This window comes from Vibrio gangliei (assembly GCF_026001925.1).
GTDB lineage: Bacteria > Pseudomonadota > Gammaproteobacteria > Enterobacterales > Vibrionaceae > Vibrio > Vibrio gangliei.
Map to the genome: position 1 here is coordinate 435,371 of NZ_AP021870.1, position 12,311 is coordinate 447,681.

The 12,311-nt window shown below is 41.0% G+C and carries 13 protein-coding genes; 4 read left to right on the top strand and 9 right to left on the bottom strand.

What is annotated here, in order from left to right; translation table 11 throughout:
* Positions 1 to 8 precede the first annotated feature (8 nt).
* Together Vgang_RS13955 and Vgang_RS13960 are read right to left on the bottom strand one after the other, a co-directional pair.
* A complete protein-coding gene (locus Vgang_RS13955; RefSeq protein ID WP_105901457.1) occupies positions 9 to 1,385 on the bottom strand; it encodes an L-cystine transporter in 1,377 nt (458 codons plus the stop codon).
* 502 nt (positions 1,386 to 1,887) lie between these two features.
* Positions 1,888 to 2,520: a LysE family translocator gene (locus Vgang_RS13960; RefSeq protein ID WP_211293997.1), complete on the bottom strand. Its 633-nt coding sequence runs from the start codon at positions 2,518 to 2,520 to the stop codon at positions 1,888 to 1,890.
* Between the two features lie 167 nt (positions 2,521 to 2,687).
* Here Vgang_RS13960 and Vgang_RS13965 point away from each other — a divergent pair, with 167 nt between their 5' ends.
* The 3 genes from Vgang_RS13965 to queC all read left to right on the top strand — a co-directional run bounded on the left by Vgang_RS13965 (position 2,688) and on the right by queC (position 5,382).
* Positions 2,688 to 3,167: a GNAT family N-acetyltransferase gene (locus tag Vgang_RS13965; protein ID WP_105901459.1), complete on the top strand. Its 480-nt coding sequence runs from the start codon at positions 2,688 to 2,690 to the stop codon at positions 3,165 to 3,167.
* A 65-nt stretch (positions 3,168 to 3,232) separates the two neighbouring features.
* The gene (locus Vgang_RS13970; RefSeq protein ID WP_170066818.1) at positions 3,233 to 4,693 is read left to right on the top strand and encodes a bifunctional NUDIX hydrolase/phosphatase PAP2 family protein; all 1,461 of its coding nucleotides are present in this window, start codon (positions 3,233 to 3,235) and stop codon (positions 4,691 to 4,693) included.
* Positions 4,690 to 5,382, top strand: coding sequence for a 7-cyano-7-deazaguanine synthase QueC (gene queC, locus Vgang_RS13975; protein WP_105901461.1), 693 nt, complete (start codon positions 4,690 to 4,692; stop codon positions 5,380 to 5,382). Before Vgang_RS13970 ends, queC begins: the two co-directional genes overlap by 4 nt.
* A gap of 109 nt (positions 5,383 to 5,491) precedes the next feature.
* Here queC and Vgang_RS13980 read toward each other — a convergent pair whose 3' ends face one another.
* Together Vgang_RS13980 and Vgang_RS13985 are read right to left on the bottom strand one after the other, a co-directional pair.
* Positions 5,492 to 5,842 (bottom strand): DUF2750 domain-containing protein, encoded by a 351-nt coding sequence (locus Vgang_RS13980; protein WP_105901462.1) that lies wholly within the window; start codon positions 5,840 to 5,842, stop codon positions 5,492 to 5,494.
* A 115-nt stretch (positions 5,843 to 5,957) separates the two neighbouring features.
* Positions 5,958 to 7,217: a class I SAM-dependent methyltransferase gene (locus Vgang_RS13985; protein ID WP_105901463.1), complete on the bottom strand. Its 1,260-nt coding sequence runs from the start codon at positions 7,215 to 7,217 to the stop codon at positions 5,958 to 5,960.
* A gap of 449 nt (positions 7,218 to 7,666) precedes the next feature.
* Between Vgang_RS13985 and yccX the strand changes: the two genes are divergently transcribed.
* Positions 7,667 to 7,939 (top strand): acylphosphatase, encoded by a 273-nt coding sequence (gene yccX / locus Vgang_RS13990; protein ID WP_105901464.1) that lies wholly within the window; start codon positions 7,667 to 7,669, stop codon positions 7,937 to 7,939.
* Here the strand turns inward: yccX and Vgang_RS13995 are convergent.
* The 5 genes from Vgang_RS13995 to Vgang_RS14015 all read right to left on the bottom strand — a co-directional run bounded on the left by Vgang_RS13995 (position 7,934) and on the right by Vgang_RS14015 (position 12,302).
* Positions 7,934 to 8,263, bottom strand: coding sequence for a TusE/DsrC/DsvC family sulfur relay protein (locus Vgang_RS13995; protein ID WP_105901465.1), 330 nt, complete (start codon positions 8,261 to 8,263; stop codon positions 7,934 to 7,936). The genes yccX and Vgang_RS13995 overlap by 6 nt on opposite strands.
* A gap of 197 nt (positions 8,264 to 8,460) precedes the next feature.
* Positions 8,461 to 9,120, bottom strand: a complete 660-nt coding sequence (locus tag Vgang_RS14000; protein ID WP_105901466.1) for a Bax inhibitor-1/YccA family protein — start codon at positions 9,118 to 9,120, stop codon at positions 8,461 to 8,463.
* Positions 9,121 to 9,298: 178 nt separating this feature from the next.
* Positions 9,299 to 10,177: a hypothetical protein gene (locus Vgang_RS14005; protein ID WP_105901467.1), complete on the bottom strand. Its 879-nt coding sequence runs from the start codon at positions 10,175 to 10,177 to the stop codon at positions 9,299 to 9,301.
* Positions 10,178 to 10,420: 243 nt separating this feature from the next.
* Positions 10,421 to 11,170: an amino acid ABC transporter ATP-binding protein gene (locus Vgang_RS14010; protein ID WP_105901468.1), complete on the bottom strand. Its 750-nt coding sequence runs from the start codon at positions 11,168 to 11,170 to the stop codon at positions 10,421 to 10,423.
* A gap of 34 nt (positions 11,171 to 11,204) precedes the next feature.
* Positions 11,205 to 12,302 carry an amino acid ABC transporter permease gene (locus tag Vgang_RS14015; protein ID WP_105901469.1) on the bottom strand — a complete coding sequence of 366 codons (1,098 nt, stop codon included), beginning with the start codon at positions 12,300 to 12,302 and terminating at the stop codon, positions 11,205 to 11,207.
* Positions 12,303 to 12,311 lie beyond the last annotated feature (9 nt).

A 12,311-nucleotide genomic window follows, 5' to 3' on the forward strand; every position in this document is an offset into this window, starting at 1 on the left:
GTTCAATATTACGCCGTGACGTTATTGAACTCTTTATTGATTTCTTTTTTGTCACCCAATAAGCGTGAAGTAATGGTGCCAGCAGTCATTGCGCCACTTACATTAAGTGCAGTACGCGCCATATCGATTAATGGTTCGATTGAAATCAGCAGCGCGGCGATAGTGACAGGAAGGCCCATTGCAGGTAGTACGATTAACGCAGCAAAGGTTGCACCGCCACCCACACCGGCAATACCAAATGAACTAATGGTAATAATAGCGACTAAAGACAGTATGAAGTTGATGTCCATTGGGTTAATGCCAACGGTAGGCGCAACCATCACCGCAAGCATCGCTGGGTAGATACCCGCACAACCATTTTGACCAATCGTCGCACCGAATGTCGCCGCTAAGTTAGCGATGGCTGGTGGCACTTTCAGTTTGGTAATTTGCGCTTCAACATTAAGCGGAATAGTGGCCGCAGAGCTACGAGAAGTAAATGCAAAAGTCAGCACTGGCCAAATACGCTTAAAGTATTCTTTCGGGCTCACGCCAACAAAAGATACTAATAGGCCGTGCACTAGGAACATCAGCAAAATTGCTACGTAAGATGCCACGATAAAACCAATCAAGCTCAGAATATCGTTTAGGCTTGAGGTAGCCACCACTTTGGTCATTAAGGCTGCAATACCGTAAGGCGTTAAAGCGATGATCATTTTCACTAAACGCATCACAATAGATTGCACCGCTTCAACGAAAGTGCGGATAGGCGATTCTAGCTCTTGCTTTTCTTTCATTACATGACGAGCAGCAATGCCGACCAAAATACCGAAGATAACTACTGCGATAATAGAGGTAGAACGAGCACCAGTTAAATCAGCAAACGGGTTGGTTGGAATAAAGCTTACCAGCATTTGTGGAATAGTGAGGTCTGCCACGCTGCCCATACGGTTTTCAAGTACTGCCATGCGAGCGGTTTCGCGCACACCTTCAGACAAGCCCTCTGCAGATAGGCCAAAACCATGTGCTACGGCGATACCGATTAATGCCGAAATCATAGTTGTAAATAATAATACGCCAATGGTTAAGCCACTGATTTTGCCAAGCGAACCTGAATTATCGAGTTTCACCACTGCAGAAATCATTGAGATCAATACCAATGGCATGATCACCATTTTTAGTAGACCGACATAACCGCTGCCGATCACGTTTACCCAATCAAGGGTTTCTTTGATGATAGGATTTCCTTCACCGTAGAAAACGTGAATCAATAGGCCGTAAGCACTACCAAAGACAAGTCCTAATAAAACGAGGCGAGATAGAGTGCTAGATTTTCTTTGTTGCTTAAAGAGAAAGAAAAGAATGCACACAAATATCGCTAAATTCGCGATAACCACAAGTGACATATTTTAATCCTTAAAATGTGTTGTAAATAAGTAGGAAGGATAGAAGTCGAAATGAATAAACGACTAGTTATCGATAACTTACAGTTTAGTAACAATGAATGAAAGCTGATTATGCTATCTATTATTACGTTTAGTTATATACCCAAGTAACCTCAAGATGCGAGTTTCAGCAAGAATAAAACAAGTTTTAGGCAAGGCGAATTGAATATGATCATAGTCATTCTATCTCTGTTCAATTTAACGCAGCATAAAGCTTGTTTTAACTTGCCCTTCGGGAGCTTCATCCAAGCTCTTAGCCTACGTCAGATTTAATTGAAAGGTGTTTACATTCCGCATAAATCTTCCTTGTCTAAGAACTTGGATGATAGCTCTGAATTCTGCATCTTGAGGTCACTTGGGTATATGTCCTAGCATCCACATGCTAGTTCATTATGTAAAAACGGCTACTCAATGGCAGCCGCTTGAAATAGGTTTAGTGCTTGGTAAAAGCTAATGAATGTTTTTAGTCGATCATAGCTAACCAAATACCGACACCTATCATTAATGTACCAGCGATACGGTTGAGACATTTCACATTGTCGCCTTTCATTAGGAAGAGACGCAGACTCTTGCCACCTGAGGCATAAGCCATCATGGAAATAAATTCTGTACACATGATGATACCAATCAGTACTATCATCTGGTGTGGAACAGATTTTTCAACATTAATAAAAGGGGGTAATAAGGAAATCATGAATGCCCAACCTTTAGGGTTCGCAATAGCAGTGATGAAGCCTTGACTCATTAATTTGAAGCGATCAGTAGAGGTTCCATTATGCTCAAGGTTTAAAGACATTTTGCCTTTATTGCGCCACATATTGACACCAATCCAAATCAAATATGCACCACCGATCCACTTTAATGCGATAAACAGGCTAGGGTAATTGAGCATAATTGCCGCCACACCAATAACAGCAGAAGTGGCCACCAAAGCGACCCCAGCAAGCTCGCCGACCATCATCCATAAAGTGCGCTTAATGCCAATGCTCATACCGAGTGTTAACGCCAGCGTCATACACATTCCAGGCGTAATGGATACAAAAAAGAAAGTCGGAATAAACGCAGTAAGCAGGGCGTAATCGAGCATAAACAACATCCAAATGTTAAATAATGTTTCTACTTTAATGGAAATTATGTGGAGAAGGAAGAAGGCAGAGAATGTTATTGGCATTTATGTCAGGTAAAAGTTAAATCGGTTAAATACAATGAAGAAACAATCAAGTAAAATGGCGTGCTATCGAATTTTTTATTGGTTACTCATAAATGAAGGTTCAAATACAGGCAGCTCAAGCGCAAGATCTGGAACAATTGGATGAGTTCATGTTTTTGTTGCATCAAGAGCACCATGAGGCTTGCCCGGAACTATTTAAAACAGCAGAAGAAATTGAACAAGAGAAGAGCATTGCTCGCTATCTGCAGTCTCCCGATTGTTTGGTTTATATTGCAAAAGACTTGGATTCAGGAAAATTCATTGGGTTTGTCACTGGTCATTTTGGCGAGCTTATTTCGACTGTCAGCAAACCTGTACCAATGGGGAGTATTGATGAGCTCTATGTTTTACCTGAATGTCGTCATTTAGGTGTCGCAAATCGTCTGTTAAAAAAAATAGAACAAACCTTGGTTGATTACGGTGTTCAGCAATTATTTGTCGAAGTGTGGGACTTCAATCAAACGGCGAAATCATTATATAACAAACTCGGTTATAACACTCATATTCACTGGCTAAGAAAGTCGGTGATTTAGTTTTTGGAAAGCATTACTCAGTGAAATCATTTTTTTCTATCTTTGTCTTTTTTTGGATGCTGATTGTGTCGTCAGCATGCGCTATTGCATCATCAAATGAGGTATCTACTGTTCATGCTCTAAGTTCAGCTACGAGCAATCAGCTAGAACTCAATAAGAATCTAAAAGGCGCATTGTGTTATATACAAGCTGATGATCAAGTTGTATTTGTTGATGAAGTCATCTCTAAAAAACTGTCTTTACCCGGTGGGACGATAGAGCAAGGGGAAGACCCAGCTAAAACTGCTGAGCGAGAAGTATGGGAGGAAACTGGCTTAGTCGTTCATGCGAAAGATGTGTTAACTCAAACCGAGACAGCTGTGGTTTTCCATTGTGAGCCCGCTTCTGGAGTGATTGCGTTTGCGGCGACGAATCAACAGGGTTTTCATGTACTGCCAGCTTGGTTTGCCCCAGATTTCGCGATTGAAATTAAACAAGTTTTGTTAGGGTACCCAGAAATAATAGATAAGGCGCAGTATCGTTACCCAGACCAATTTGCACAGCAGGTGTTAGGACATAAGGTGGTTAACGCACCTATACAATATATTCAGTCAGCAGAGGCGGCTGCGCCAGCAGTACATCGAAGTGAGCTTCCTATTATTGAATCGATGCAATATTACCTGACATCCAATAACCATAACGATAGTAACGTTATGCATTATGCTTTATCTGCATTTAACATATTATCAAGTTTGTTTGGAGTACTGTTTCTTCTGCCTATATTGCTCTATTTCATGGGTGGGAATGCCTTAAATCGAATGATTTTCTTAGGCGTAATGACGGCGACAATTTGTTTACTGATTCAGCTTGGGTTGCAATATCCACGACCATATATTTATTTGCCAAGTTTACAAATGACCGATGCGATAGGTTTTAGCACTCCGAGTATCCGTTCTGCTCTGGCTGTGGTGTTAATTGGGTATTTCTATCGAGTCTGGAAGCAGCAGGAAGACAGATCTATCAAAGGTGCGCTTCTTTTCTTTATTGCCTTGATGCTGTTTCAAGGTATGGCCAGCGTGGTTTTAGGTGAACAATTTATTTCAGATGTATTGTTTGGCTATGTGATTGGTTTATTTGGTTTATGGCACTTTATCCGAATGGAGGGCACTTTAGTCCGCCGTAAGCTTGATATTTTTGACTACCCGGCTTTATGGTTAGTTATGGCTCTAGTGAGCGCTGTATTGACATTGATATTCAGCTCTATACAAATGGCGAACATTACTGCTGTTTCATTAGCGATGGCAGGTGTTCACTCAGTGTTAAGATCATCAAAGATTGAACAGCGTTCACACATGTTCATAAAGCTGCTGATTTGTTGGACAATCGGAGCAGTGCTGATTGAAGGGGAGATGGAGTGGTTCAGCCATTTTACAGGCGTTTCATCAAGCTTGAACTATTTTATGCAAAGTGGTCTTTGGTTTGTGTTGTCTTATATAATTATTCGAATTAGTTGTATTGAATTTAAAACAAAAGAGAAAACGAAATGACGTCAAAAGCGGTTGTAGTATTTAGCGGTGGGCAAGATTCAACCACTTGTTTAGTAAAAGCATTGAAAGAGTACGATGAAGTACACGCTATTACCTTTGATTATGGGCAACGTCACAAACTGGAAATTGAAGTCGCTCAAGGCTTATCAAAAAAACTAGGTGTTAGCGCTCATAAAGTCATGGATGTGGGGCTTTTGAATGAATTGGCGATCAGTTCTTTAACTCGCGATGATATTCCGGTCTCACATGAGTTACAAGACAACGGTTTACCGAATTCTTTCGTGCCAGGCAGAAATATTCTGTTTTTAACTTTAGCAGGTATCTATGCCTATCAGATTGGTGCTCAAACGGTGATTACTGGCGTATGCGAAACCGACTTTTCTGGCTATCCAGACTGTCGTGATGAGTTTGTGCGTTCTATAAACCAATCTTTAGTGTTGGGGATGGATCGCCAGTTTAAGATTGAAACACCATTAATGTGGCTAAACAAAGCGGAAACATGGGCCTTGGCGGACCACTATCAAGCGCTCGATTTGGTTAGGAATGAAACACTGACTTGCTACAACGGTGTGATCGGCGATGGCTGTGGCGATTGTCCTGCTTGCCAATTGCGTCAGGCAGGCTTACAAGATTATCTTAAAAATCGTGAAGCGGTAATGGCATCACTGAAGCAAAAATCAACCGAGTGATCGTACAGTAAGCCGCTATATACTTTGTTTTGTTCAATATAGAGTTGATAAATATAAGAACTTGTAAATCGGCCCTCTAATTCGAGGGCCGTTTGGAAAGACTTTGCGATTACAAGTACATTTTTGCCAGATCGCTTGGTTCCACTTCTTTGCCTTCAAGTTCGGCATTCCAGTTAGTACCAATCAATACGCCATCTTCCGCGAGTGTGATCAACCAATCTTCAACAAAAATATCTAATGGAATTTCAAGCACTTCGAAATCAGCCCATTCTTCAACATTGTGCATAACAGCATCTTCTTTCGCTGACCAAAAAGGCATAACTTCACTGTTTTCAAATTCAGATGAATCACAAGCTAACCAGCCATCTTCATTTTTAAGACCCCAAACCAACTTGGTTTCTTGAGTTTCTTGAACAAAAAGCGCTAAGTTTGCTTGGATGTCTGAGGTTAATTTTGACATGTTTTACTCTCTTAATATGAGTATGATTGATTGGTGAATAGTCTGCCTATCAGTGTAGCGTTATATCGTTAGGCCGCTAGAAAAAACAGGCATAGGCAGATTATAGTATTTGATTTTATAGAACGTGACAGGCAAAACCTTTAAGATAAAAACCTTCCGGATAAGCACTGTCGACAGGGTGATCGGCAGCTTGACTGAAACGTTCAATAAATTGCACTTTACGGCCAGCGTCCAAGGCTGCATCAGCTAGGATTTTCTGGAATAAATTCTGTTCCATTAAACCTGAACACGAATACGTTAATAATGTACCACCAGGTTTTAGGATTTGCATTGCCAGCATATTAATGTCTTTGTAGCCGCGGCAAGCGCCATTGAGTTGTGCTTTAGACTCTGCAAACTTTGGCGGGTCCATGATCACAACGTCGAATTTCGTGCCATTGTCACGGTACTCTCGCAGCAGTTTGAATACGTCAGCGTTTAAAAATTCAGCTTTAGTGACATCAAACCCATTTAATTCAGCATTGGCTTTTGCATTATCAAGTGCGGGTTGAGAGACATCAGCATTGATTACGTGAGCAGCGTTGCCTTTTAATGCATAAAGACCAAAACCACCGGTATATGAAAAACAGTTTAAAACCGATTTACCGCCCACGTATTTCATCGCTTGTTGGCGGCTATCACGTTGATCTAAATAAAATCCAGTTTTGTGGCCTGATTGAATATCAACTTGGATCTTCACGCCATTTTCTTCAATAACAACAACCTCTGGTGGAGTATCACCATGTAACACACCTTGACGCTCTTTTAAGCCTTCTTTCTTACGCACAGACACATCAGAACGTTCATAAATGCTACAAGTTGGGAAAACTTGTTTTAAGGCTTCGATTAGTTCATCACGTTTGGCTTCAGCACCTGCACTGAGTAATTGGCAGACTAAGAAATCTTGATAGCGGTCGATAGTAATACCAGGAAGACCGTCAGATTCACCTGCAATCAAACGATAACCGGTTAATCCATCGCGTTTAATTATGGCTTCACGCATATTTTGTGCATCAGTAAGGCGCTTAACAAAAAACGCAGTATTGATCTCTTCTTTTTCAAAGCTCCACACTCGGGCACGAATTTGCGATTGTGGCGAAAATGCCGCTTTGGCTAGCCACTGGCCTTGATTTGAGTAAACATCTACCGTTTCACCAAGTTGAGGTTTTCCTTCAACTTTTTGAATACCGCGAGAAAAAATCCAAGGGTGGCGACGTAATAACGATTTTTCTCTGCCTTTTACTAGGTAAATTGATGAAGTTTCAGTAGTGGTAGAAGGGGCTGAGTTTGAAGACGACGCTGTATTTGCAGAAGACGCTTGGTTTAAAGAAGACATAATTGAAAAAGCCTGAAATGAACATGTTGGGCGCTATTCTCATGGAATGTGAGCCTGAAAGCAAATGAATCTGCCAATTGTTTAATTCGGACAGGTTTCTAGGGTCTGTTGACCTTTCGTGATGATTTTTGCAGCGAATTGTTGGACATTTGAACAAGGCAGAGGCTCCGTGGTGTAGCTAGCCTACACGAGGAGCCGATAACGCAGTACAAATGTCCAACAAGCTCTGCCCGAAGGGTTCGGCTAAAAGCATTTTATACCGTACTTTGTAATAAGATAGGTTAAGTCTCATTTACTTAGAATAACTAGGCTACAATCAACTTGCCTCGTCTAAAATGCTTTTATCTCGAACAAAATTTAACCACAAAAGATCAACAGACCCTAGCTATTCTTTCAATATCGTTACATTTAAACATAACGAGTAGTTCAACCAAATCAGGAGATCGGAAATGGCAGAAATTGGCAGAATGTTTATCGTGTCAGGTCGAGTGCAAGGTGTGGGCTTTCGCTACCAAACGGCGCATCACGCGTTAACGATGGGGCTGACTGGTCATGCAAAGAATCTCAATAACGGTGACGTCGAGGTATTAGCTTGTGGCAGTGAGCAAAAGGTAGAAGAATTTCATCAATGGTTGCATCAAGGCCCAAGAACGGCCTATGTCGAGTCCGTTCAAGAGGTTGAAACCAGTCTATTCGCACCGAGAGATTTTGCGATTTTATAAACATTTCGCAGGTTTGGGTAAACCCGCTAACTTCGTTGCTTGCTTAGCTGGGCCTTTGCGAAAGAGAGTAAATAAGTATTTGCTGTTGCCTTTTTCTGGGCCGTGTTCTTTTTCCATCGCTTTAACGAGCATGCGTACCGCGGGGGAGGTATTAAATTCAAGGTAAAAGTTTCGCACAAAACGAATGACTTCCCAATGTGCATTGGTTAACTCAATGCCTTCTTCTTGTGCGATCACTGGCACGAGTCCTTCTTCCCACTGAGTGTGGTCCAAAAGATAGCCTTCTTTATCGGTTTCGATATTTTGATTGTTATATTGATACATGTATCGTGTTCCTGACGCTAATACTTAATCTGAACTGTTGAGGTTACTTAACTATCGAATAGTGTGAACCGTATCGATTAGCTTGATAACACTAATGATAATATTAAAAACGCCCTAGATAAAAGAAAAGCCTGAAAGTTTCCCTTCAGGCTTGCTTGATATCATTCGCTATTTGAGTGAGCGAATTCATCTCTTAATTAATCTCTGTTAGCACCTAAGATGCTTAGTAGGCTAATGAAGATATTGTAAATCGACACATAAAGCGTGATTGTTGCAGAGATATAATTGGTTTCACCACCGCGAACAATGCTTTGCGTTGTCAGTAAAATAGCACCTGTTGAGAACAGGATAAACATCGCACTTAATGCTAGGTGGAACATCGGCATCTGGATAAAGAAGCTCGCAATCATACCAACGATCAGAACAATGGCACCTGCCATCATTACGCCATTTAATACTGAAAGGTCACGCTTAGTAGTAAGAGCGTAAGCAGACGCTGCCATGAAAGACAATGCGGTACCACCTAGAGCTGTCACTATCACATCGCCCATGCCCGCACCAACATACATGTTGAGAATTGGGCCAAGGCTATAACCTAAGAAACCAGTAAATAGGAAGGCGAATACTAGGCCTAATCCAGAATTGCGGTTCTTTTCGGTTAAGAATAATAAGCCATAAAAACCTACTAACATCAGGATAAGACCTGGACGAGGTAGGTTGAATGCCATAGAAACGCCAGCCACTACTGCTGACCATAGTAGTGTCATGGACAGTAAGAAATAGGTGTTACGTAACACTCGGTTTGTTTGTACAACGCTTTCGCTTCTTGCTGAGCGTGATGTTAGTGGACTGTTCATAGCTTTCCTCATTAATATCCTTCACTTAAGTTGAAAAATTCTTAAGCATTAGTAAGACATTTATTGTGTTTAAAGTTCACTTTTTCAAGGGGAATCTGTATTTAATATTGGTTTATTTTACTGATCTTCACCATGAACACTAAGGGGAAGTTGTAACACAGTATAAATGCACACAAAGTTATTCGTTTAGTGTGAACCAATCGAGTTTTACGCTTGCATCCATGGTTTGCAAAAATGGAAGCATGTTTTCAAGCGCATCCAATTCATTGGGGTAGTCACAATGCTCTTTGAGTACTTTATTTATTTGATGCGCGTCTTCATAAGCGGAGGTGATTTCTTGCACTTGTGAGTAAGGCACTTTGGCGAAGAGGAATGCGAGGTTTAATTGTTCTCGCCATTCAAGATTAATGGGTTTATTGCTCGTGTCGGTATCAAAGGCTAAGTATTGTGTTTTGTCGTCTAGCTGACGAGATACGGCATAACAAAGTTGATTTTCTTTTCTCTCACATAAGGTGTCAATGCTGACTTGTAACCAATCTTGGCTATTAAATCGTGAAGCGATCTTCGATTGCTTATGGCTAGGTAACCCAAACAAATCGACAACATACTTACCATCAGAACCGTCACTTAATTCACCAAGTGCTGCATTCCAAAATAGGGCTTGTTGATGGTCAGAATCATGGTTTATGTTCAAATATTCAAATAGTAAAGACTCATCAAGCGCGGTAGGAATAGATTGTAAAATACCAACTAGATTTGTTCCAAAATTCAGTTTTTCAGAACAATAGATGAAATCTTGCGATTGAACATGACGAGTTTCCTTGGCGATGAATAAGGCGTAGGCATGTTGTTTTAAGGCTTTGGGAAGTAACCATTTAGTCTGCTCGTTTAAGCCTTCATAAAGCGTATAGGGTGCTGTCGGAATTTCACATTTTACAGAGAAGAAACCGGTTTCTGTATCATAGCATTTGGATGAAAGAAGATATTGAATAAAACCATCATGCTTAATGGACGTGGCATTTAAAATTAAATTTACGCTTTGGGTTTCTAAACTCATAACTGCACTGTAAGCCTATTGTTAAGATTTGAAATAATTTGCATTTTAATCAGGCAAAAATGTGACGGCTACAGTAGTTAGTGAGGATGGGTGAGTTTTGGGACGCATGTAAAAATAACAAATGAGTCAGTTACATACGTTACTTTTATACACAAGTGACATCATGTGTATTGGGTCGAAATGGTATAAAAAAGCCTTAGTGGTAAAGACTAAGGCTTTGGCAATAAATTCTTGGGTATTACATTAATGATGCAGTATCTGACTCAAGAAGTTAATGGTGCGATCCGATTGTGGATTGGTGAAAAATTCATGAGGATTGTTTTCCTCAATGATTTCTCCTGCATCCATAAAAATCACACGATCAGCAACTTCTTTAGCGAAACCCATTTCATGAGTCACACACAGCATTGTCATGCCTTCGCCAGCTAATTCAACCATAACATCTAATACTTCGCGTACCATTTCAGGGTCGAGTGCCGACGTAGGTTCATCAAATAGCATCACTTGCGGGTTCATACATAACGAACGAGCAATCGCTACACGTTGTTGCTGTCCGCCTGATAATTGACCAGGGTACTTATCCGCTTGATCTGGAATTTTTACCCGCTCAAGGTACTTCATGGCAATTTTTTCAGCTTCCGCTTGTGGCATTTTCTTTACCCAAATAGGCGCTAGCGTACAGTTTTCTAACACAGTCAGGTGAGGGAAGAGGTTGAAGTGTTGAAAACACATGCCGACTTGCTTACGAATCGATTCAATGTTTTTTAGATCTTCTGTTAGTTCTGTACCGGCGACATTAATACGACCTTTTTGGTGCTCTTCTAGGTGGTTGATACAACGAATCATGGTTGATTTGCCAGACCCAGAAGGGCCACAAATCACGATCTTTTCGCCTTTTTTCACCTTTAAGTTAATGTTTTTCAGTACATGGAATTCTCCGTACCACTTGTTCATGTCTTCAATTTGGATCATGTAGTCTTGTTGTTGAGTCATATATACATCCTTGAATACTTTGTTCTAATGACCATTAACGTTTATGGCCAGTGTGGAGTTTGTTTTCTAGGTAGATTGAGTAACGAGAGATCCCGAAACAGAAAATCCAGAAAACTAACCCAACAAACACATAACTTTCGGTTGAAAAACCTAGCCAATCCGGGTCGTTGTTGGCGGCTTGTCCAATACCTAATACGTCATACATACCGATAATCAACACTAAGCTGGTATCTTTTAGCAATGACAAGAAGTTGTTTACGATAGAAGGAATCGTGATCTTTAATGCCTGTGGTAGCACAATCAGTCCCATTTTTTGCCAATAGGAAAGCCCTAACGAGTCAGCGGCTTCATATTGACCTTTAGGAATCGCTTGTAAACCACCACGAACGACTTCGGCCATGTAAGCGGAATAGAACATGACTACACCGATTAATGCGCGAATTAACTTGTCAGTTTGCACCCCTTCAGCGAAGAAAAGTGGCAGCATCACCGATGCCATGAAAAGTACCGTGATTAATGGCACACCACGCCAAATTTCAATGTAGGCGATACTCAGTTTACTAATAATCGGCATTTTGGAACGGCGTCCTAATGCCAGTACAACACCGATAGGTAATGAAACGACAATCCCGATGGTTGATAAGATCAGGGTAACCAGTAGGCCGCCCCATTGGTGGGTATCTACTACTGGTAGGCCAAACATCGAACCTTCAAGTAATCCCGCCATTAAGATTGGATAAACACTACCAAAGAAGATAAAAATCCAGCTTCTTTTCGGTGTCTTTTCATAAGCCATAAGGACAACTAAAATGGCTAGAGTCCAGTAGAAAAGTTTTGGACGCCAAAGTTCTTCAGCAGGGTAGAACCCAAACATGAACTGATCCCAGCGAACACTGATAAATACCCAGCAAGCGCCGGTATCCGTACAAGCATCTCTTGTTGAACCAATCCAATTGGCGTGAATAATGCCCCAATCGACTAATGACCAAATAGTCGTGATCGCGAGGTAAGCCATAACTAAAGTCAGCAGGCTATTTAATGGGGTGCTGAATAAGTTTTTACGTAACCAACCAACAACACCTACAGTATTTGGCGGTGGTGGCAGGCTTGGTTGAAATTGGTGCTTTCTCATCTAACTTCT

Excerpts from the sequence above, each read along its gene's own strand:
- queC (WP_105901461.1), top strand. The coding sequence starts at position 4,690 with ATGACGTCAAAAGCGGTTGTAGTATTTAGCGGTGGGCAAGATTCAACC.
- Vgang_RS13955 (WP_105901457.1), bottom strand. The coding sequence starts at position 1,385 with ATGTCACTTGTGGTTATCGCGAATTTAGCGATATTTGTGTGCATTCTT.
- Vgang_RS14005 (WP_105901467.1), bottom strand. The coding sequence starts at position 10,177 with ATGAGTTTAGAAACCCAAAGCGTAAATTTAATTTTAAATGCCACGTCC.
- Vgang_RS13960 (WP_211293997.1), bottom strand. The coding sequence starts at position 2,520 with ATGTTGTTTATGCTCGATTACGCCCTGCTTACTGCGTTTATTCCGACT.
- Vgang_RS14015 (WP_105901469.1), bottom strand. The coding sequence starts at position 12,302 with ATGAGAAAGCACCAATTTCAACCAAGCCTGCCACCACCGCCAAATACT.
- Vgang_RS13980 (WP_105901462.1), bottom strand. The coding sequence starts at position 5,842 with ATGTCAAAATTAACCTCAGACATCCAAGCAAACTTAGCGCTTTTTGTT.
- Vgang_RS14000 (WP_105901466.1), bottom strand. The coding sequence starts at position 9,120 with ATGAACAGTCCACTAACATCACGCTCAGCAAGAAGCGAAAGCGTTGTA.
- Vgang_RS13985 (WP_105901463.1), bottom strand. The coding sequence starts at position 7,217 with ATGTCTTCTTTAAACCAAGCGTCTTCTGCAAATACAGCGTCGTCTTCA.
- Vgang_RS14010 (WP_105901468.1), bottom strand. The coding sequence starts at position 11,170 with ATGACTCAACAACAAGACTACATGATCCAAATTGAAGACATGAACAAG.
- Vgang_RS13965 (WP_105901459.1), top strand. The coding sequence starts at position 2,688 with ATGAAGGTTCAAATACAGGCAGCTCAAGCGCAAGATCTGGAACAATTG.
- Vgang_RS13995 (WP_105901465.1), bottom strand. The coding sequence starts at position 8,263 with ATGTATCAATATAACAATCAAAATATCGAAACCGATAAAGAAGGCTAT.
- yccX (WP_105901464.1), top strand. The coding sequence starts at position 7,667 with ATGGCAGAAATTGGCAGAATGTTTATCGTGTCAGGTCGAGTGCAAGGT.